The organism is Planococcus sp. APC 3906 (genome assembly GCF_030407685.1).
Classification (GTDB): domain Bacteria; phylum Bacillota; class Bacilli; order Bacillales_A; family Planococcaceae; genus Planococcus; species Planococcus koreensis.
The window spans coordinates 24,947-45,387 of sequence record NZ_JASDCW010000012.1; the positions used below are offsets into that span (position 1 = coordinate 24,947).

Sequence of the window (20,441 nt, forward strand, 5' to 3'; positions counted from 1 at the left end):
TAGTGAAAGCCGCTCCGGACGTTTTGGGCAAAGCTCCCGCAATGAGCCGGAAAGAACCCTCGTCTTATTACTAAGAACTTTCTGCTTCTGTCCTTGTCCCCGTCCCTGCAACGCTTCGCTAGCTTCGAGACACGAAGACCTTTGCAATGCTTCGCTAGCTTCGGGACATGAAAAACCAGTTGCATCTCTACGCTAGATTCGAAACAATGAAGTGCGTTGCAGCGCTATGCGCTTCTTCTAAAAATGCACTCCCCAACAATTGGGTCCATGCCTTCGCAGTTTTTTTGCGAAATATTGATTATGAATATACAAAAGGGCTACTTATATAGTGTTTAATTTGAAGCAAATGAATCTTTTTTCTTCAAAAAACTATTTTGAAATAACAAAAGCCGGAAGCTGCTTTGTAATTGCAGCTCCCGGCCAGTCTGTTATTTTTTCAATAAAAGCTTTTCAAGTTCGTTTAATTTCTCTTCAAAAACCTTGCACGCTTCTTCAACAGGCTGCGGGGATGTCATGTCGACACCAGCTTTTTTCAGGACCTCAATTGCGTAATCCGAGCTTCCTGCTTTAAGAAACTCATTGATGTAGCGGTCTATAGCCGGCTGCCCTTCTTCAAGGATCCCTTTGCTCAGCGCAGTGGCTGCGCTGAAACCCGTCGCATATTGGAATACATAATAATTATAGTAGAAGTGTGGGATGCGAGACCATTCCAAACCGATTTCTTCATCCACCGCGACATCTTCGCCGAAGTATTTTTTATTCAGCTCATAATACACTTCCGTCAGGCGGTCAGCTGTCAGCGCTTCGCCTTCTTGGTCCATTTTATGGATCAAGTGCTCGAACTCCGCAAACATTGTCTGGCGGAATACAGTTCCCCGGAAGCCGTCAAGCCAGTGGTTAAGAAGATAAATGCGCTCTTGGTCGTCTTCTGTCGTTTTCACCAAGTAATCGTTAAGCAGTGCTTCATTTGTCGTTGAAGCCACTTCTGCAACAAATATTGAATAATCACCGTAGACATAAGGCTGTGCTGCACGCGTATAATAGCTATGGACACTGTGGCCGAATTCATGTGCAAGCGTAAACAAATTGTCTACGTTATCCTGCCAATTCATGAGGATATAAGGGTTCGTGCCATAAGCTCCAGAGGAATAGGCACCGCTGCGCTTCCCTTTGTTCTCTTTGACGTCCACCCACCGGCTGTTGATGCCTTTTTCAACAATGCCTGTGTATTCCTCACCTAGAGCTTCAAGGCCTTTAAGCATTGTTTCTGTCGCTTTTTCGTAAGGGAACTCCATTTTCACTTCTTTGACGAGCGGTGTGTACATATCCCACATATGGACTTTATCCAATCCCAGTACTTCTTTGCGCAAAGCAGCATAACGATGAAGCAGGTGGAGATTGTTGTTGACCGTTTCCACCAAGCTGTCATATACGCTTTCCGGTATGTGGTCGTCCGCCAATGCTGCTTCACGTGCGGAATTGAATTTGCGGATCCGTGCATTGACGTTGTCGCGTTTGATGTTTCCGGCAAGTGTCGATGCAAACGTATTGCGGAATTTGCCGTATGTGGCGTATACCGCTTTGAATGCATCTTCTCTTACCCGGCGGTCCGGATTTTCCAAAAAGCGGCTGTAATTGCCATGGGTGATGCGGACTTTTTCGCCTTTTTCATTTTCGATTTCCGGAAATTCCAAATCGGCGTTGTTCAGCATGCCAAACGTTTCAGAAGAAGCACTGACCACTTCAGACAATTGAGCCAGCAAAGCTTCCTGTTCAGCAGGCAGCACATGCGGCCGATGGGCATTCAACTCATCGAGTGCATGCTTGTAAAGTTTTAGTCCATCATGTTCTTCCACATAGCCGGCCAACACAGCTTCATCGAGGCTGAGGATTTCCGGTGTTAAGAATGACAGTCCAGTCGAAACTTTTGCGTAAAGTGATTTGATGCGGCTATCCATCGCTTGGTATGTAGAATTCGTGGTGTCTTGGTCATAACGCATATGAGCATACGTGTATAACTTTTGTAGACGTTGAATCAATTCATCTTTATAGGTAAATGCTTGATAGAGAGCTTCCGCCCCTTCACCTAAAATGCCTTGGAAAGATGACGATTTCTCTGCGAGTTTAGCCACTTCTTTGAATTCCTGTTCCCAAGCTTCATCGGCAGCGAAAATGTCTTCCAATTTCCATGTTAATTCTGCAGGAACTTCTTCCCGCAACAATAATGTATCAGCCATTTCCTTTTCCTCCTTTGTCCTACTTATTAAGAAGTCGAACTACACCCCATTTTCTCAATTTTCAACCGTTTTTGCAATAGTGAGCATATAATAGCTCCAGTAATTTGCCATTCTCCGGCTCTGCTGCCTTAGTCTTCTTGTAAATGCATGCATAGTCTTCCAGCAGACCCAGCGCCTCTTCATATAAGGTTCCAGTTGAGAGCTTGAGGATTCCATTGTCAACGAGTGTTGCAAGAGGCACTCCATTGCGAAGGGCTTTGATGACGCGCATTTGCCAGATTACGGGCCGCTCATCGAAATGTCTTGCAGCGCCAAAAGGAACGCCGATGATTGCCGGGAGCTCAAGCCGATTAAGTTTCAACTCGTATGACAAAAGCCAAAAAGGATTTCGATGCCGCAGTTTCGCGTATTGCTGTGAACGGACGAAAGCATCCCGCCGCGCCATCGATAGCTGAAAAACCTCTTTAAACTCTTCAAATACCAGTTTTTTCGGAATTGCAAACGGGTATTGCTGAGACCTTGCAGGCAGTGACTTCAGTTTGGCAACCCAATGGTTTCCGCCCATCCAAAAGAGACTGGAAGCGTAAGTGAAAACGTTTGTTTCTGGACAAAAGAACAAGACATAGTCGATTCCGTTTGTGCGCCTGGCCATCGCCCATTCAAATTGCTTGAGTCTGATCAGTTGAATACCGTCACGCTGTTGGAAACGTGCACTTAAAATCCACTGGGACTCAATGGCAATGGACCGGTAACCTTCCGTCCTTGATCTTATCTCGCTGGCAGATATGGCGCTGCACTGAAATTCTATGGCCATATTTTGATTAACAAACAGATCTGCCCGCTGCTTAATGGCTGGCAGATATTTTTCGAGTTCAGTGGAGTAGTTTAAACGTGAGAAGAATTCTTGGAGCTGCAATTTGCCGTGCAAATGCAAAGAGGTTTCGGGTTCACTGGAGGCATCGCAATCAGCAAGAGAACGATGTGCGAAATGGGGGATTTTCACTTCACCTGCTTTCAGTACTAGATCAGCACCGCAGCCAGGACAATAATAGGGCTCCTTTTTAAGAGCAGCTAACTCTTCAGGGCTAAACTTTCGGACCAATGAAACCAATTTATTGAAGCTGCTCAACGCGATTAATATGGCGCTCACTCTCCTTTTGTTGATTGTAGTCAAACAATGGAGCATAAGCAATATCTTCTTTATATCAAACTGGATCACTTCGCTTGAAGCAAAAAAAAAAAAAAAGATCTCCTCAAGAGGAGATCTTTAGCCGAAATAATGCAGAACGTTTGGCAATGCATCTTCTTTAAAAATCGGTTTTCCGTATTCTTCCAAACGATGGATAGTTAACGGAGATGCCGTCAAATATTCACTAATAATGCTGATATAATTTTTGACATCTTCTTCGCTATGAAGCAAATCATCAAAACTTATATAAAGATAATACTTGTTCTCGAAATGGTAAATAGCAGATTCAATCGGTACGTATTCAAGTCGGCGTGCTAAGGGCACTAAATCCTCTACTTGCACTACATTGAATGTGTAATCCATTTTCTTGACATCCGGCTCTTCGAATACAGGTTCAAACTCATCGAATTCCGGTGCAGCAGCATCTTCACTGCCGAATAGTTTACGTCTTTCTTCTATATCATCAGGCAGATCGAGCTTCTGGCCATCTTTTGTAAGCTGAGCTCGCGTGACTGTCACTTCCAACCCTTTATCCATCGCTTGCACTTGGATCCATAATGGGCCTTCCATAACAAAATCTGCTTCTTCATTAACTTCGTCCATCATTTCCCAAAAAAGCTCTTCGCTTTTATCTCGGTTAAACCAAATTTCATCACGGCTAAAACCTCGTTCTTCAACATCTAGATAGGAAATGTAAAATTTTACTGTGTTGTCATTAATTCTTTCGATCTCCATTTTACACCTCTCCTTTCGAAATGGACTAAGAGGATCGTCCTTATAGGCCGTGCAGTTGTGCTAGCCCCATTATAGCCTTTTTCCTGGCGAATGAGAAAACTTATGCCTGTAAATAGGTTCTTCAGGTACATAAGAGTTTAGTCGATTCAATCTCCAAATGCAACTAGTTGAGAAGGGTTGAAATATAAAGAAAACTGCCCGGGATCCATTATGAATTGTCATAAAGACCGGGCAGCAAGTTAAATCATGTTCAGTTCACCATACGCTGAGCTTCGAGCAATTGGTACGCTCTGACTTTACGAGGAAGGAATCGACGAATTTCATCTTCATTGTATCCGACCTGTAAGCGTTTTTCATCCATGATAATCGGACGGCGAAGCAAACCAGGATATTCTTGGATCAATTCATACAAGCGCTGAAGAGGAAGGCTTTCGACATCCACATTCAGTTTTTGGAATATTTTAGAACGGGTTGAGATAATTTCATCTGTACCATCTTCTGTCATTCTAAGAATCTCTTTGATTTCGCTGATTGTCAGCGGCTCAGAGAAGATATTGCGTTCTGTATATGGAATATCGTGTTCTTCCAGCCATGCTTTTGCTTTTCGGCAAGACGTACAGCTTGGAGAAGTAAATAATGTAACCATCATGGTGAAGCACTTCCTTTCGGATTCAAGTTAATTCGATTAATGATTATTAAATTAGAATCACTATAATGTAGAAGCTTTACATTCATTATACAACATTTAGCTTTAAATGGATATACTGTTGTTAAAAAAATATGCTGAAAGCTCATCTTTTGTCACATAATCGCTATATAATATCTTACTTTCATTAACTTATATATAACAATAATTTACCCGCCCTCGTCTACTTTAAACCCGGTTATTAAAAAAAGTATTCTCAATTACAATTGTCCCTTTGAAAACAAGATTTCACTTTTCTTACTCTTATTAATAACGTTTCAGCTAACAAAAAGTTTCAAAAACAAAACCTCCCGTGATAAATCGCGGGAGGTTTCAGAATTTAAGGCGTGTAGTCGACTCCTTGGGAATAAGTATTCCCCGCATTCCATAGCAAAAACTCATTAATGCCATTATCGTTAAGCGCTTTTATCTGCGCTTGTACTTCTGCTTTGCCATACTTCTTGTAGTTTCCTGCACCTAGATAAGATGCTGTGAAATCCTGCAGCCATGGACGCGAAACCGGGGCTGTCTTTAAGCCGGCCAATTTCTTGTTTTCCATTTTTGCGTATTCCGATACCAGTTTATATGGTTCAAGATCCGGTTTCGGAATGCCAAAATATGCTGTCCAGTGGCTAGGGTAGATCATTGAAGAAATGACATCGACATTTTCGGATATTTTTCCGAAGTTCTGGCCAATGCCCGGCGCTTCAGCCAGTGTTGCCGCATAGCCAAAAATATCGACAGAAACCTCTACATCATACGGTTTCAATTGCTCGCGTGCATAAGCCACAAAATCCGTTACGGCGCTTACACGGCTTTGTACAGGGTCTTGGGAAGCATCGACGTACTCACCCATTGAATAGTCCAATGTATCCGCCCGGTTTTCGAAGCCTTCTGGGAACCGTACATAGTCAAACTGAATTTCTTTAAATCCGAGTTTTGCTGCTTCAATTGCAATTTGCACATTGTAATCCCAGACTTCCTTTAGAAAAGGATTGACAAAAGATTCCTCGCGCCCATTCTTCCACACTGCTCCATTGTCCACAAATGACAAATCCGGGCGCTTTTCGGCAAGAATGGAATCTTTAAAGACCACGACACGCGCAATCGGATAAATTTGTTTTTCTTCAAGCCTCTCAAGCACAGCTCGCGGATCTTTAATAAACGGTTTGCCGATATCCATCGCAGCCAAGTCTGACCCTTTTTCAGGCAGATAAGTTAAATGGCCCAGATCTTCTTTAATATCAATGACCATTGCATTCAATTCTGTCTTATCAACAAAATCGACCAATCTTTCAAAACGTTCACCGCCTGCAGAATTTCCTGTGACAAATATGCCGCGAACAGCATCTGGGTATTCAAAATTCAATCCTGAATCAAATTGATACAATGCGGACGTTGCCAAAAGTTCCATATTTAACTTAGTGCCTTGATAGCTGCGTTCTGTGAACTCTGGTGATGCATCGTCCTCAGCAGCCGCCACAGGGGTCCCAAGTGCAGAACTCATCACCAACATGCTAACAATTGCCCATTTCTTTTTAATCATGCTGCACCTGCTTTCTTTCTGTTCTTCTCTAACAATTTTATCATTATTTAGGTAAATAGAAAGAAAAAAACAGCAATACCTGTAAAAGGCATTGCTGTTCAAAAATTTATTATCTGACGGCTACTGACGCTTTCAATGCTTCAAACTCTGAAGTCGAACATTGAACAAAATGGCCAGGCGTAATTTCTCTCATTTGCACATCGTCTTTTTCTGTGTAATTATGCGACGCCGGATCATATGATTTACGGACCCGGTTGCGCTCATAGTTTGGATCCGGCAGCGGAATCGCAGATAATAGCGATTGCGTGTATGGATGCATCGGGTTTTTGTACAGATCTTCTGCTGGCGCCAATTCGACCAGCTTTCCGAAGTACATAACACCGATGCGGTCTGAAATGTATTTAACCATTGAAAGGTCATGCGCGATGAAAAGATAAGTCAAACCCTTTTTCTCCTGCAATTCTTTCAGCAAGTTTACGACCTGTGCTTGAATCGAAACATCCAATGCAGAAATCGGCTCATCAGCAATGATGAAATCCGGATCTACTGCTAGAGCACGCGCGATTCCAAGACGCTGGCGCTGTCCACCTGAGAATTCATGCGGATAGCGGTTAGCATGCTCTTTGTTCAAACCGACTGTTTCCAGTAATTCAAAAACCATCTGCTTGCGTTCCGCACCATTTTTTGCCAAGCCATGGATATCGATGCCTTCAGCAATGATGTCCATAACTTTCATGCGCGGGTTCAACGAAGCATAAGGATCTTGGAAAATCATCTGCATTTTGCGGTTGAATTTCTTTAGATCTTTTTTCGACTTTTTGCCGTGGACGTTTTCACCTTCATAAAATACGTCGCCGGAAGTTGCATCGTATAAACGAATGATCGAACGGCCGGTTGTGGATTTCCCACAGCCCGATTCGCCAACCAAACCTAGTGTTTCGCCTTTATAGATGTCAAAGCTGATATCGTCTACCGCTTTCACTTCGTTGGATTTGCCTACGTTGAAATGCTGTTTCAGGTTTTTGATTTCCAATAACTTTTCAGCCATTATACAGCTCCCCCTTCATAATATCTGCTTCCCGGGAATTTCTTCATCCGTTCGATAACAGATAACGGCGGCTCTACTCTTGGAGCGTCCGGATGCAAGAGCCATGTTGCCGCTTGGTGTGTGTCGCTCACCTTGAAGAATGGAGGATTTTGTTCCATGTCGATTTGCAATGCGTATTCACTGCGAAGCGCAAACGCGTCGCCTTTTGGAGGCGCCAATAAGTCTGGCGGCGTTCCTGGAATTGCATAGAGTTTCGATTCTGCAGTGTCCAATGACGGCATAGAGCTTAGAAGTCCCCATGTATATGGATGCTGTGGATTGTAGAATATTTCATCGACAGTGCCGATTTCAACAATCTTGCCGCCATACATTACCGCAACTCGATCAGCTACGTTTGCGACTACACCAAGATCGTGCGTGATGAAGATAATCGAAGTATCGATTTTTTTCTGCAGATCTTTCATTAACTCCAAAATTTGTGCTTGGATGGTTACATCCAATGCTGTTGTCGGCTCATCCGCAATCAGAATCTGCGGGTTGCAGGCCAAGGAAATCGCAATAACAATCCGCTGGCGCTGTCCGCCTGAGAATTGATGAGGATATTGTTTCATCCGCAGCTCAGGTTTCGGCATGCCCACGAGGCGTAAAAGATCGATTGCCACTTTTTTCGCTTCTGATTTGCTGATTTTTTGGTGCTTTAAAATCGGCTCCGTGATTTGGCGGCCGATTGGCATCGTCGGATTCAAAGAAGTCATCGGATCCTGGAAAATCATCGAAATGTCTTTTCCACGGATTTTCTGCATTTCTTTATCGCTAAGTTTCGTCAAGTCACGTCCGTCAAACAAGATTTCGCCGTTTTTGAAAACAGCTGATTGTTCAGGCAACAAGCGCATGATAGATTTTGTCGTTACCGATTTACCGGAACCCGACTCCCCTACAATCGCCAAAGTTTCCCCTTTATATAGATCGAAGTTTACTCCCCGAATCGCTTTTACTTCCCCATTAAAAGTGTTGAAGGAAAGCTCAAGGTCTTTTACTTGTAAAATTTTCTTCATTTTAAACTTTCCTCCTTAATCTTTCATCTTAGGATCCAGCGCATCACGCAAGCCGTCACCGATCAAGTTAAAGCTGATCATGATCAAGCTCAACAAAATTGCTGGGAATGCTAAGATATGCGGCTGGAATTGGAGCAGCTTATAGCCGTCGTTGATTAATGTACCAAGAGACGCATCCGGTGCTTGAAGGCCCAGACCGATAAAGCTTAAGAAAGCTTCGAAGAAGATTGCACTTGGAATCGTAAACATTGTGTTGATGATGACAATACCCAGAACGTTAGGCATCAAATGTTTCCAGATGATACGGGAATCACTTGCCCCTAAAGTACGTGAAGCTAGAACGAATTCCTGGCTCTTATACTTCAAGACCTGCCCACGGACGACTCGTGACATCCCGGTCCAACCGGTTATTGTCAGAGCGATAATAATTGCCACAATCCCGGGATCCATAATCAGAATGAAAAGGATTACAACAACCAAGTTTGGAATACCAGTCAAAATTTCAACAATACGCTGCATGAAATCATCGATGCGGCCGCCGAAATAGCCGGATACTCCTCCGTAGATAACACCGATCAACATATCAATCGCAGCTGCGACAAAGGCGATGAACAAGGAAACTTGCGTCCCTTTCCAAAGGCGTGAGAACATATCTCGGCCAAGGCCGTCAGTGCCGAACCAATAATTGACTTCGACATTTTTCATGTCGTAGATATCAACATCTTTGCCACCCAAATTGCCGTGGCCATCCAGGATGCCCAAATTCTCAATAACCGGAATTTTAGGCGGCAAGTTAGCATGTGTTATGGTTTGCGCGTTTGGTTCGTAAGGGCTGATCATCGGTCCCACGAAAGACATGATGACGATTAATGTGAAAAGGATGATGCTGAATATTGCACCCTTGTTTTTTCGCAGGCGCAGCCATGCATCCTGCCAAAAGCTCATGCTCGGTTTTGATATGCGTTCAGCTTGATTTGCATCAACTGTTATACGCTCAAAAGAGCCTTTCGGCAATTTTTCTAGATTTTGTGTCATTAGTTTTTACCTCCTGAAAGACGGATCCGAGGATCGATGATGCCATATAGAATATCTACTATTAAGATGACGACTATCAAGAACACTGAGAAGAAAATCGTTGTGCCCATAATAATAGAGAAGTCATTGACCATGATGGATTTTACGAATTGCTCGCCAATTCCTGGTATTGCGAAAACCTGTTCCACAACTAGGGAACCAGTTAAAATGCCAACTGCCATTGGTCCAAGAACAGTTACCAACGGAATCAATGCGTTACGGAAAGCGTGTTTGAAAGCGACTTCAAAACCGCTTGAACCTTTTGCTTTTGCAAGAGTAATATAGTCGGAACTTAAAACTTCAATCATTTCTGTACGGATGAAACGCGCTGCAGTCGCTAATGGGAACATCGCCAACGCAATCGATGGCAGGACGCTGGACATAAAACCATCTTTCCAGAGTGCTACAGGGAACCATTCAAGCTTAACGCCTAACCAATATTGGAGCAGCGTTGCAAAAACAAATGATGGTATCGATATTCCGATGATAGCTATCAGTGTACTGGAATAATCAATCCATGTATTTTGCCTCAATGCGGCAACCATGCCGAGGAGCACCCCGATAATTGTGCCTAGAATCATGCCCTGGAAACCAATTTGTGCAGATGGGCCCATGCGGCTCAAAATCAAGTCTGTAACATTAGCGCCTTTGAATTGGTTGATCGAGATTCCAAGGTCACCTTTTAATAAGCCGAACATATAGTCGAAATACTGAACTGGAAGAGGTTCGTTCAAACCATAACGCGCTTCGACAACCGCTCTTTGTTCAGGAGATAGTTTACTTGCGGAAGCAATAGGGGATCCTGGTAAAATTTTCATTAAGAAAAATGTGAATGTAGCAATCAGTGCTAAAGTGATTACCATATAAATCAATCGTTTTCCGATATATCTTGCCATGTTGCACCTCCAAGAAGATTAGATCTATTTTACATGGGCCATGAACATCTCTGCATGGGTGCCATATTCTTTTCGATAGTTAGCTGAAAATGGTCAATTTTCGGTGAATTTTCATACATTAGAAAAGAGAGTATATCGAACACATTTATCCGATATACTCTCTTACTATTTGTTTTTCACAGTGGCCAGTTTACAGAATTATTCTTTGCCTGATACGAATGCCCATTTGTAGCTATAATCTCCACCGAACGGGTGAGAAACGATACCTTGAACATACGGTTTTTGAAGTGACATAACACCACGTTGGTAAATCGGCGCGATAGCAGCGTCATCTTCGATCAAGATTTTTTCAGCTTTAGCCATTGCATCCCAACGACCAGCAAGGTCTTGAGCCAATTCGCCTTTAGCTTGTTCGATCAATTTGTCAAACTCAGGGTTAGAGTAAGACATCAAGTTGTGTGAAGAACCAGTTACGAACAAATCGATGAATGTCATTGGATCCTGGTAATCAGGGCCCCATCCAGAGTTTTGGATATCGTAATCTTGCGCCTCATCAAGTTCTAGACGAACGTTGAATGGTACTGCTTTAAGGTTTACAGTCAAACCTTCAAGATTTTCTTCAAGTTGTGATTTCAAGTACTCATCCATTTTCTTAGCAAGCTCAGAGTCTCCGCCAAGCAATTCAAGAGTTACTTCAGTTTCACCAAGTTCTTCTAAGCCAGTAGCCCAGAATTTTTTAGCTTCTTCAGCATTGAATTCGTTCATGTCGCCGTTTACTTCACGGAAATCCGCGCCGCTCTCGTCGAAAGTGAATTCAGTTGGTACTAGGTAGTTAGCTGGAAGTGATCCGTTAGCCAATACTACGTCAGTTAGATCTTGTTTGTTGAACGCCAAAGAGATTGCACGGCGGATGTTTTCGTTCGCAAGTGGAGTTTTCTCACCATTGCGTTCTTGGTTGAATTTCAAGTAGAAAAGAGTTGGTTCAAGTTCTTTAATAACTTCTTCGTTATCAGCGTATTGCAATGCGTACTCGCCTGAAAGGCCAGCGCGATCTTTTTCGCCTGAAGTGTAAAGGTTAACTGCAGTACCTGGCTCTTTAACTACGTCAACATTGATTTTTTCAAGTTGAACTGTTTCAGCATCCCAGTACTCAGCATTTTTTTCCATTGACCATTTAAGTCCAGTGCCATCCCAGTTAGTCAAGACGAAAGGACCGTTTGAAAGCAAGTTGTCTGAGTTAGACGCATAAGCATCGCCTTTTTCAGTAACGAAAGCTTCGTTTTGCGGGTAGAAAGTTCCGAAAGCCATTAGAGACATGAAGTAAGGAACTGGGCGCTCAAGAGTAACGACAAGAGTTTTCTCGTCAGTAGCTTCGATTCCTAGTTCAGCTTTGTCCATTTTGCCTTCAGAGATTGCTGTAGCGTTTTTGATCGTTCCAGCCATCATGTATGGACCATAAGGTGATCCAGTAGCCGGGTCGATCGCGCGCTGCCATGAGAAAACGAAATCTTGCGCTGTAACTGGCGTACCATTAGACCAATTAGCGTCACGCAATTTGAACGTGTAAGTCAAACCGTCTTCGCTGACAGTTGGTTCGCCTTCAGCTAGAGCTGGTTCAGCAACGTTTTCTTGGTTCAAGCGGAACAAACCTTCGTTAACGTTGTTCAAGATGTTGAATGCTACAGAATCTTCAGCGATAGCTGAGTCCATTGAAGGAATTTCTGCGCCTTCCATCAAGTTAAGTTCTTGCACTGCATCTGGCTCGCCTGCAGGTGCTTCAGTAGATGTTCCATCTTCTTTTTCTTTCTCTGGAGTTTCAGATCCTTCTTCGCTTCCGCCGCCACATGCAGCTAAAAATGCGCTCAGAACTAAAACTAGGCTCATTAGCCAAAATAACTTGCTGTTCTTCACTTACGTGACCCCCTTAAATTTTCTGAAAAATTGGTACACTGTTAATTATACATATTCTTTTTTCCTTGTACAGCGTTTTTTTTAAGCTAATTACAATTAGATGACAGCAAGATGTCAAAGAAATGTCGTGAAGTAGCGTGAATATTGGGTTTGTAAGCGTTTACTAAGGAAAAATTTTTCAGTTTTTTTTGATTTTTTTTTCTAAATCTTCTACAATATATTAGAACTGAGGTGCAAAAAAATGAAAAAATCCTTTATCGGTATATTAATAATACAAGTTCTGATCGTATTGACCATGACTTTTAGAAGTGATCCGTTCTCTCTTTTGTCCTACATTAATACCTCCTTCATCTATGGAGGGGTATTGGTTTTCATCGGCCTCTGGGTTTTTGTGATTAGAACCGGCGTATTCGATATCTTCACGATGAGCATGCGAAAAGTGTTTAAGGGGAAATCGACGCTTGAAGACGATGAGATGAGGCTCCCATCGGAAACGATGGCTTTCTCCAGCTCCCCTTTGCTGATCATCGGCGGAACCACGCTGCTTATTATGGGAATCTGTTTGCTGATTTATATGATGTAGATATTGCGCTGAATTTCTTCTTTGGTTTATAATGGATGAATATATGAAGCTGTGATAAAGAGTAGTAGATGGCCTTCCTTCTATAATAGAGAGTCTGTGGCTGGTGGAAACAGATGTCGGAAACCATTGAATGGACTTTTGAGCTGAAACGGTGAAGCAACGTAGCCGTTTCCGTGTTCTTCACGTTATGAAGAAGAGTGGCCGGAAACGGCAACTAGGGTGGTACCGCGGAAAAACACATCATTCGTCCCTTTATGCAGGGATGTGTGCTGTGTTTTTTTATTTTGAGGAGGAATTGTCGATGAAAAAGATTTTTTCAGGCGTACAGCCTACCGGTACAGTGACTTTAGGAAACTATATCGGCGCATTTAAACAATTTACAGAACTTCAGGACGAATACGATTGCATTTTTTGCATCGTCGACCAACATGCGATTACGATGCCGCAGGACAGCAAAGAACTGCGCAAGAACATCAAATCGTTGGCCGCATTGTATCTTGCAGCCGGCATCGATCCCGAAAAAGTCACGCTGTTCATCCAGTCGGAAGTTCCGGCGCACGCCCAGGCGGGTTGGATGATGCAATGCATCTCTACTATCGGAGAGCTTGAACGCATGACACAATACAAAGATAAATCAGCGAAAAACGAATCTGTTTCTTCTGGTTTGCTGACCTATCCCCCATTAATGGCTGCGGACATTCTGCTTTACCAAACGGATATCGTGCCTGTTGGCGACGACCAGAAGCAGCACATCGAACTGACTCGCGACTTGGCTGAACGGTTCAATAAACGCTTCAAGAAAGTTTTGACGATTCCAGATATCCGCATTCCGAAAAATGGCGCCCGCATTATGTCGCTGCAGGATCCCGCCAAGAAAATGAGCAAATCGGATCTGAATAAAAAAGCTGTTGTCACTTTGCTGGATGACCTGAAAACAATCGAGAAGAAAATTAAAAGCGCTGTGACCGATTCGGAAGGCATTGTCCGCTTCGATCCAATTAACAAAGCGGGCATTTCCAATTTGCTGACCATCGAAGCCGCTTTAACAGGAGTATCCATTGAATCCCTCGTCGCCAAATACGAAGGCGCAGGTTACGGCGACTTTAAAGCTTCTGTAGCAAAAGCCGTAATAGAACATATCGCGCCGATCCAGGAACGCTACAAAGAGCTTCTCGATTCGGAAGAATTGGATGCAATCCTTGACCGCGGCGCCGAAAAAGCGGCGATGCTTGCAAACCGTACACTGAAAAAAATGGAAGACGCTATGGGCTTAGGCCGTGCAAATAGGTAATTCCTTTAGGAAATAGCATAAAATCATTAATCGAAGCAAAAAAAACATAAAAAAGACTGCCGCTAGGGCAGTCTTTTTTTATTGGCCATCGTATTTTTTCAAAACGATTGATGCATTGTGTCCGCCAAATCCAAGTGAATTGCTCATTGCGTATTTCAAATCCGCTTTGCGCGCTTCATTTGGCACGTAATCCAAATCACATTCCTCATCCGGCGTACCGTAGTTCGTCGTCGGAGGCATAATGCCTTCTTGCAAAGCAAGTGCAGTGAAAATCGCTTCAATGCCGCCAGCTGCTCCAAGCAAATGGCCCGTCATCGATTTCGTCGAACTCATACCCAGTTTATAAGCGTGCTCGCCAAAAACCGTTTTCACAGCCATTGTTTCGAAAAGATCATTATAAGGTGTGCTTGTACCATGGGCATTGATATATCCAACTTCAGTTGTATCAACGCCGCCATCTGCAAGTGCTTGCGCCATTGCACGCGCTGCCCCTTCTCCGCCAGGTGCCGGAGCTGTGATATGATGTGCATCGCCGGTTGAGCCATAGCCCACTAGTTCTGCATAGATTTTTGCGCCGCGCGCTTTTGCCTGCTCATACTCTTCCAGAATGATGATGCCGGCTCCTTCACCAATGACGAATCCGTCACGGTTTTTGTCAAATGGCCGTGAAGCTGTGGCTGCGTCCGGGTTAGTTGTCAAAGCGGTGTTCGCTGTAAAGCCCGCTACTGCCAATTGAGTGATCGGTGCTTCCGCTCCACCCGTGATCATTGCGTCTGCATCACCGCGCTGGATGACTTTGAACGCGTCTCCGATGGAATTCGTTCCTGATGCACAAGCGGTTACGGAACAAGAGTTGATCCCTTTCGCGCCAAAATAAATGGAAACTTGCCCTGACGCCATGTCCGGAATGATCATCGGGATTAGGAACGGGCTGATGCGGCGAACGCCTCTAGTGTTCAATACGTCCATCTGGTTTTCAATTGTTTCCATGCCGCCGATTCCTGAACCGATCCACACACCCGTACGCAACGCATTTTCCTCATTCAATTCAAGGCCAGAATCTTTCATCGCCATGATCGAAGCAGCTAACGCATAATGCGTAAAGCGGTCCATTTTGCGGGCTTCTTTCTTTTCAACATATTCTTCTATCGAAAAGTCTTTTACTTCTGCTGCAATTTTTGCCGGATATTTATCCGGGTCCAGCCTAGTCAACGGCCCTACGCCCGATTTACCGGCTTTTACCGCTTCCCAAGTCGTCTCTATATCGTTTCCTAAAGGAGTCACTGCTCCGATGCCTGTAATAACTACTCGACGATTTTCCATTCTATTTTATCTTCCCTTCGCTTAACCTTTTATTTGCCCCATCGCATTGCTATCGCGCCCCATGTCAAACCGCCGCCGAAACCGACCATAACGACAACATCGCCATCTTTGATCCGGCCTTCTTCCACATCTTCAACCAAAGAAATTGGAATGGACGCTGCTGACGTATTGCCATATTTGTGGATGGTCTTCGACATTTTCTCAATCGGCAGATCCAGGCGGGTACGTGAAGCTTCCATGATCCGGATATTCGCCTGATGCGGAACAAGGAAATTCACATCTTCCTTTGTCAGCCCTGCTTTTTCAATGACATTGACTGCAGATTCGCCCATTTGGCGTACTGCGAATTTGAATACTTCACGGCCGTTCATCACCAGATGGTCGTTCTCATCTTGGAAAAGATGCTTGCCGCCGGTGCCGTCAGCTCCAAGTTCAAATGACAGGATGCCCCGCCCTTCTGAAACTTTGCCCATGACGACCGCTCCGGCTCCGTCGCCGAACAGCACAGCGGTATTGCGGTTGTCCCAATCGGTGATCTTCGATAGTTTTTCGACGCCGACAACTAGAACATATTTATAAGTGTCAGACTCGATAAACTGCTTTGCTGTGATTGCGCCATACATGAATCCCGCGCAGGCTGCAGAAACGTCCATTGCCGCTGCGTGTTTCGCGCCGATTTCCTGTTGGATCATGCAAGCTACCGATGGGAACGGCTGGTCAGGGGTTACAGTAGCAACCAGAATCATTCCGATTTCAGCTGGATCAATACCCGCGTTCTTAATTGCCTGATTTGCAGCTTCTATTGCCATATGAGATGTATCCTGGTCATCTTTTGCAATTCTGCGCTCTTCGATGCCAGTCATTGTGCGAATCCATTCATCTGATGTATCCATGCGTTTTTCCAAATCCGTATTCGTCAGTATATCTTCTGGCAAACATCTGCCTATGCCGATTATCCCTGCATTCATGATTGGTCCCTCATTTCAATTAACATCAATTATTAGTACCTGGTAATAATAATACGTCATTTCCCCTTTTATTTCAACTCACTGACAAATTTCGGACAAATAATCTTTGAAAATCAGAAACTTTCTTTCTGTCTGCGAACCGGTATGATATGATTAACACAGATATTTCTATGTTGAGGTGAAAATTGATGCAATTTCTAGGTACATTCTTTTGGTCTTTCTTGTTGATTTCGTTATTGAATTACGTAGTAAGCGCAGTGCAGAACGTTCCATTCGACTTTATGGTGGGTGTCTATATTTCTGTAGCTGTATCAGTACTGATATTCGTCCTGTCTTCATTGATCCCGGACGGTCCTGCACCTGAAAAACATTAATAATAATACAAAAAAAGAAGCGTAAACCGGAATTCCGGTTTACGCTTCTTTTTTAATGATGGCCAAACGATTGTCTTGCATCGTCAGCTGCAAAGTAGAGTTCGGTTGGATATCTCCTTTGATCAGCTCACGTGCGATATTGGTTTCAATTTCACGCTGAATAAAGCGTTTCAGCGGACGTGCTCCGAAAACCGGATCAGTTCCCGCTTCAACTACATAGTGAATGACTGATTCATCGACATCCAATGTCAATTGCTGCTGAGCCAAGCGTGCTCCGAGTTCAGCCAGCATTTTCTTGGCAATGCCATAGAAATGGCTATTATCCAAGGCATGGAAAATGACGATGTCATCAATGCGGTTTAAAAGTTCCGGCTTGAAGTGCTTGCGGAGCTCCGCCATGATGATGTCATCCAGCGAATGCTCTTTCGTTTCCTGGCCGATAAACGCCGATCCGATATTTGAAGTCATGATAACTACGGTATTGGAGAAGTTCACGAGCCGCCCTTGGCTGTCCGTGATCCGGCCGTCATCCAGAATCTGAAGCAGGATATTGGCGACATCCGGATGCGCTTTTTCAATTTCATCCAGCAGCACGACCGAATACGGATTGCGCCGCACCGCTTCTGTCAATTGGCCGCCTTCTTCATAGCCGATATATCCAGGAGGTGCTCCAACCAAGCGGGACACACTGTGTTTTTCCATATACTCCGACATATCAATGCGGATGAAATGGTCTTCCGAATCGAATAGGTTGGCAGCTAATGCTTTAGCAAGTTCCGTCTTCCCGACCCCTGTCGGCCCTAGGAAGATGAACGAACCGATCGGTTTTTGCACGTCTTTGATGCCGGCGCGCGCACGCCATACAGCTTCGGTCACCAATTCCACTGCGCGGTCTTGGCCGATGACACGTTCTTTCAATGTATCTCCGAGGCGCAGCAGTTTGTCCCGTTCCCCTTCGACCAATTTCGTCACCGGAATTCCCGTCCAGCGGGCTACGATTCCGGCAATTTCTTCTTCCGTCACTTCTTCCCGCAACAGCCGTTCCGATCCTTCTGCCTCAAGGCCCGCTTCCAAAGCAGACAGTTCTTTCTCAAGTTCTGGAATCTTGCCGTGGCGAAGCACTGCGGCCGCATTCAAATCGTAGCGGTTTTCAGCTTCTTCAAGCTGTCTTCTATATTGGTCCAGCTTCTCGCGTTTTTCCTGGATTTTCTTCAGCGCTTCTTTTTCAGAAGTCCATTGCTGCTTCATGCCAGCGGAAGATTCTTTCAGCTCGGCAATCTGTTTGCGGAGCGTCTCCAGACGCGTTTTGCTGGCCGTGTCTTTTTCTTTCATCAACGCCTGCTCTTCAATTTCAAGCTGCATGAGCTTGCGCGTCACTTCGTCGAGCTCCTGCGGCATTGAATCGATTTCTGTACGGATCATCGCGCAAGCTTCATCGATCAAGTCGATCGCTTTATCCGGCAAAAAACGTTCCGTGATGTAACGGTCCGACATGGCTGCGGCCGCTACAATCGCCCGGTCATGGATGCGCACGGCGTGGTGCAATTCAAATCGTTCTTTCAAGCCGCGCAAAATGGATACGGTATCTTCAACAGACGGTTCGCGCACCATCACTTGCTGGAAGCGCCGTTCGAGTGCCGGATCTTTTTCGATGTGCATGCGGTATTCATCCAGCGTTGTCGCCCCGATGCAATACAACTCACCGCGTGCAAGCATCGGCTTAAGCATATTGCCGGCGTCCATTGCACCTTCCGTTTTGCCGGCGCCGACAATCGTGTGGATTTCATCAATGAACAAAATGATTTGGCCCGCACTGTCCTTCACTTGTTTCAAAACGCTTTTCAAGCGTTCTTCGAATTCCCCGCGGTACTTTGCGCCGGCAATCAATGCGCTCATATCCAACTCATAGATGACGCGGTCCTTCAGCCCTTCCGGTACATCATTGCGGACGATGCGCTGTGCCAAGCCTTCGACAATTGCGGTTTTACCGACGCCCGGCTCGCCGATCAACACAGGGTTATTTTTCGTTTTCCGCGATAAAATACGGATGACATTGCGGATTTCCTGGTCCCGGCCGATAACCGGATCCATTTTACCGGATTTCGCCTGCTCCACCATATTGCGTCCATATTGTTCTAGCGGCGACTGCTGTTCTTGGTTCTGGTTTTGGAATTGGGTCATGCTGCTCACTCCTTTAAAAGTTTGACCTTTCTTGACTAATTCAATTATATGAAATCTGCCCTTTAAAAGCAAACGATTAAGCCATAAAAAAAGCCTTCCGGAAAATAGATTTCCGGAAAGCCCATCCGCTTTAGCGGATGCCTAGCGCCATTTTAGCGTAGCGCGACATATTCTCTTTGCCCCATACCGGCTGCCAGACGATTTTCACATCGACTTCTTCAATTTCAGGCAGTTCGTATAATGCTCTTTTCACCATATCGACTATCTGGGGACCCATCGGGCAACCCATTGAAGTCAATGTCATTGTTACAACAGCAAAACCGTCTTCTGACATATCCACGTCATAGACTAAGCCAAGGTTGACAATATCGACACCCAATTCCGGGTCGATAACTTGTTCCAAAGCGCCCATCATACTGTCTCTCATATCTTGATCCATTTAAAGCCCCTCCTTCTTCTGCTCTTTCTATCTTATCAAAGTTTCCGTGCAATTCAAATTCCCCTGCTTATTGCGTTGCCGTATGCCTCGCCAGCCAGTCAGTCGCCGCCAGCATCCCACTTCGACTGACAGCATGCCCTGCTTCTTTGTCTCGCATAAAATAGAGGCGTTCAGGAACTTCCGCATAATCTTCCGTTAATGCTTTGTAAAAGCTGAATATCGGTGAAAATGGCACGGTAGTGTCTTGTTCGCCATGCCAGAAAAACACCGGACGGCTATTGAAAATCGATTTGTTCTTTGTCGCATCGAAATGCTCGAGCGTTTGCAGCATTTTGTGCCGCTCTTCTTGTGTAATGGGCAGCTTGAATCCTTTTGATTCAAATTGCTGCATCTGCGCTTTCGCCAATTGGACATAGTTAGCGGCTCCCATCATGACAGCAGAAGTTTTAATCCAAGGATAAACGGTAAGTGCACCAAGTGTCGTGATGCCTCCCATGGAAGTTCCGCCGACGCCAATCTCGCCCGCGGCCAATTGCTTTCTATGTAATTCATTGTTCAAAATCTCCAGTTCTTCGATCGACGTCAGCACCACTTCCCAAAACCGCAGGCTCATCTGAATCCTATCGAGCCCTTCTTCCCGTTCACCGTGGAGATGTGCATCCGGCAAAAGCACACGGAAACCTTTTTCAGCCAATTGATAGGCATAATGCAGATTGTGCTCTTTAGCGCTCATATGCCCGTGAAAAAATACCACGGTTGGCAGCCGTTCGTCGATTTTGTCATCCGGCACCACATGCAGCAGTGGTATGCCTTTCCAATTTTCTCTCTCTACTAGCATCGATCTCACTTCCTTCTATTTAATCCTATCAATGTTCCGAAACACCGGCAAGCATTCCGCAGCCGCCT

18 protein-coding genes and 1 other annotated feature are annotated in these 20,441 nt (G+C 44.7%); of the genes, 3 read left to right on the forward strand and 15 right to left on the reverse strand.

The genetic code is table 11. From position 1 onward, the window contains the following. Positions 1-428: 428 nt before the first annotated feature. The 10 genes from pepF to QMA09_RS08775 form a co-directional block, all read right to left on the reverse strand. The gene (pepF, locus tag QMA09_RS08730; protein ID WP_290212811.1) at positions 429-2,237 is read right to left on the reverse strand and encodes an oligoendopeptidase F; all 1,809 of its coding nucleotides are present in this window, start codon (positions 2,235-2,237) and stop codon (positions 429-431) included. 61 nt (positions 2,238-2,298) lie between these two features. Beyond that, positions 2,299-3,387, reverse strand: a complete 1,089-nt coding sequence (locus tag QMA09_RS08735; RefSeq protein WP_290212812.1) for a competence protein CoiA — start codon at positions 3,385-3,387, stop codon at positions 2,299-2,301. Positions 3,388-3,504: 117 nt separating this feature from the next. After that, a complete protein-coding gene (gene mecA, locus QMA09_RS08740) occupies positions 3,505-4,161 on the reverse strand; it encodes an adaptor protein MecA (RefSeq protein ID WP_135502372.1) in 657 nt (218 codons plus the stop codon). Between the two features lie 250 nt (positions 4,162-4,411). Next, positions 4,412-4,807 carry a transcriptional regulator SpxA gene (gene spxA, locus QMA09_RS08745; protein WP_175580282.1) on the reverse strand — a complete coding sequence of 132 codons (396 nt, stop codon included), beginning with the start codon at positions 4,805-4,807 and terminating at the stop codon, positions 4,412-4,414. A gap of 379 nt (positions 4,808-5,186) precedes the next feature. Beyond that, positions 5,187-6,392: a putative glycoside hydrolase gene (locus QMA09_RS08750; RefSeq protein ID WP_290212813.1), complete on the reverse strand. Its 1,206-nt coding sequence runs from the start codon at positions 6,390-6,392 to the stop codon at positions 5,187-5,189. Positions 6,393-6,501: 109 nt separating this feature from the next. Continuing rightward, positions 6,502-7,440 (reverse strand): ABC transporter ATP-binding protein, encoded by a 939-nt coding sequence (locus QMA09_RS08755; protein WP_135502366.1) that lies wholly within the window; start codon positions 7,438-7,440, stop codon positions 6,502-6,504. Next, positions 7,440-8,495, reverse strand: a complete 1,056-nt coding sequence (locus tag QMA09_RS08760) for an ABC transporter ATP-binding protein (protein ID WP_135502364.1) — start codon at positions 8,493-8,495, stop codon at positions 7,440-7,442. Before QMA09_RS08760 ends, QMA09_RS08755 begins: the two co-directional genes overlap by 1 nt. A 15-nt stretch (positions 8,496-8,510) precedes the next feature. Beyond that, positions 8,511-9,530, reverse strand: coding sequence for an oligopeptide ABC transporter permease (gene opp3C, locus QMA09_RS08765; protein ID WP_135502362.1), 1,020 nt, complete (start codon positions 9,528-9,530; stop codon positions 8,511-8,513). Next, positions 9,530-10,465, reverse strand: coding sequence for an oligopeptide ABC transporter permease (opp3b, locus tag QMA09_RS08770; RefSeq protein WP_135502360.1), 936 nt, complete (start codon positions 10,463-10,465; stop codon positions 9,530-9,532). Before opp3b ends, opp3C begins: the two co-directional genes overlap by 1 nt. 198 nt (positions 10,466-10,663) lie before the next feature. Then, a complete protein-coding gene (locus QMA09_RS08775) occupies positions 10,664-12,376 on the reverse strand; it encodes a peptide ABC transporter substrate-binding protein (protein WP_290212814.1) in 1,713 nt (570 codons plus the stop codon). Positions 12,377-12,617: 241 nt separating this feature from the next. Here QMA09_RS08775 and QMA09_RS08780 point away from each other — a divergent pair, with 241 nt between their 5' ends. Beyond that, complete coding sequence (locus QMA09_RS08780) at positions 12,618-12,959, forward strand: DUF3899 domain-containing protein (RefSeq protein ID WP_135502356.1); 342 nt, start codon at positions 12,618-12,620, stop codon at positions 12,957-12,959. A 42-nt stretch (positions 12,960-13,001) separates the two neighbouring features. Beyond that, positions 13,002-13,214: a binding site (T-box leader), on the forward strand. Positions 13,215-13,260: 46 nt separating this feature from the next. Continuing rightward, a complete protein-coding gene (gene trpS, locus QMA09_RS08785) occupies positions 13,261-14,250 on the forward strand; it encodes a tryptophan--tRNA ligase (protein WP_290212815.1) in 990 nt (329 codons plus the stop codon). 78 nt (positions 14,251-14,328) lie between these two features. Here trpS and fabF read toward each other — a convergent pair whose 3' ends face one another. Both fabF and QMA09_RS08795 read right to left on the reverse strand, forming a co-directional pair. Beyond that, on the reverse strand, positions 14,329-15,573 hold the full coding sequence (gene fabF, locus QMA09_RS08790) for a beta-ketoacyl-ACP synthase II (RefSeq protein WP_290212816.1): 1,245 nt from the start codon (positions 15,571-15,573) through the stop codon (positions 14,329-14,331). Positions 15,574-15,602: 29 nt separating this feature from the next. Continuing rightward, on the reverse strand, positions 15,603-16,541 hold the full coding sequence (locus QMA09_RS08795; RefSeq protein WP_135502350.1) for a beta-ketoacyl-ACP synthase III: 939 nt from the start codon (positions 16,539-16,541) through the stop codon (positions 15,603-15,605). Positions 16,542-16,729: 188 nt separating this feature from the next. Between QMA09_RS08795 and QMA09_RS08800 the strand changes: the two genes are divergently transcribed. After that, positions 16,730-16,915, forward strand: coding sequence for a YjzD family protein (locus QMA09_RS08800; RefSeq protein WP_135502348.1), 186 nt, complete (start codon positions 16,730-16,732; stop codon positions 16,913-16,915). Positions 16,916-16,954: 39 nt separating this feature from the next. Here QMA09_RS08800 and QMA09_RS08805 read toward each other — a convergent pair whose 3' ends face one another. The 3 genes from QMA09_RS08805 to QMA09_RS08815 all read right to left on the reverse strand — a co-directional run bounded on the left by QMA09_RS08805 (position 16,955) and on the right by QMA09_RS08815 (position 20,373). Continuing rightward, positions 16,955-19,096 (reverse strand): ATP-dependent Clp protease ATP-binding subunit, encoded by a 2,142-nt coding sequence (locus QMA09_RS08805; RefSeq protein WP_290212817.1) that lies wholly within the window; start codon positions 19,094-19,096, stop codon positions 16,955-16,957. A 130-nt stretch (positions 19,097-19,226) separates the two neighbouring features. Next, positions 19,227-19,535, reverse strand: coding sequence for a metal-sulfur cluster assembly factor (locus tag QMA09_RS08810; protein ID WP_135502344.1), 309 nt, complete (start codon positions 19,533-19,535; stop codon positions 19,227-19,229). Positions 19,536-19,602: 67 nt separating this feature from the next. After that, on the reverse strand, positions 19,603-20,373 hold the full coding sequence (locus QMA09_RS08815) for a prolyl oligopeptidase family serine peptidase (RefSeq protein WP_290212818.1): 771 nt from the start codon (positions 20,371-20,373) through the stop codon (positions 19,603-19,605). Between the last annotated feature and the right edge of the window lie 68 nt (positions 20,374-20,441).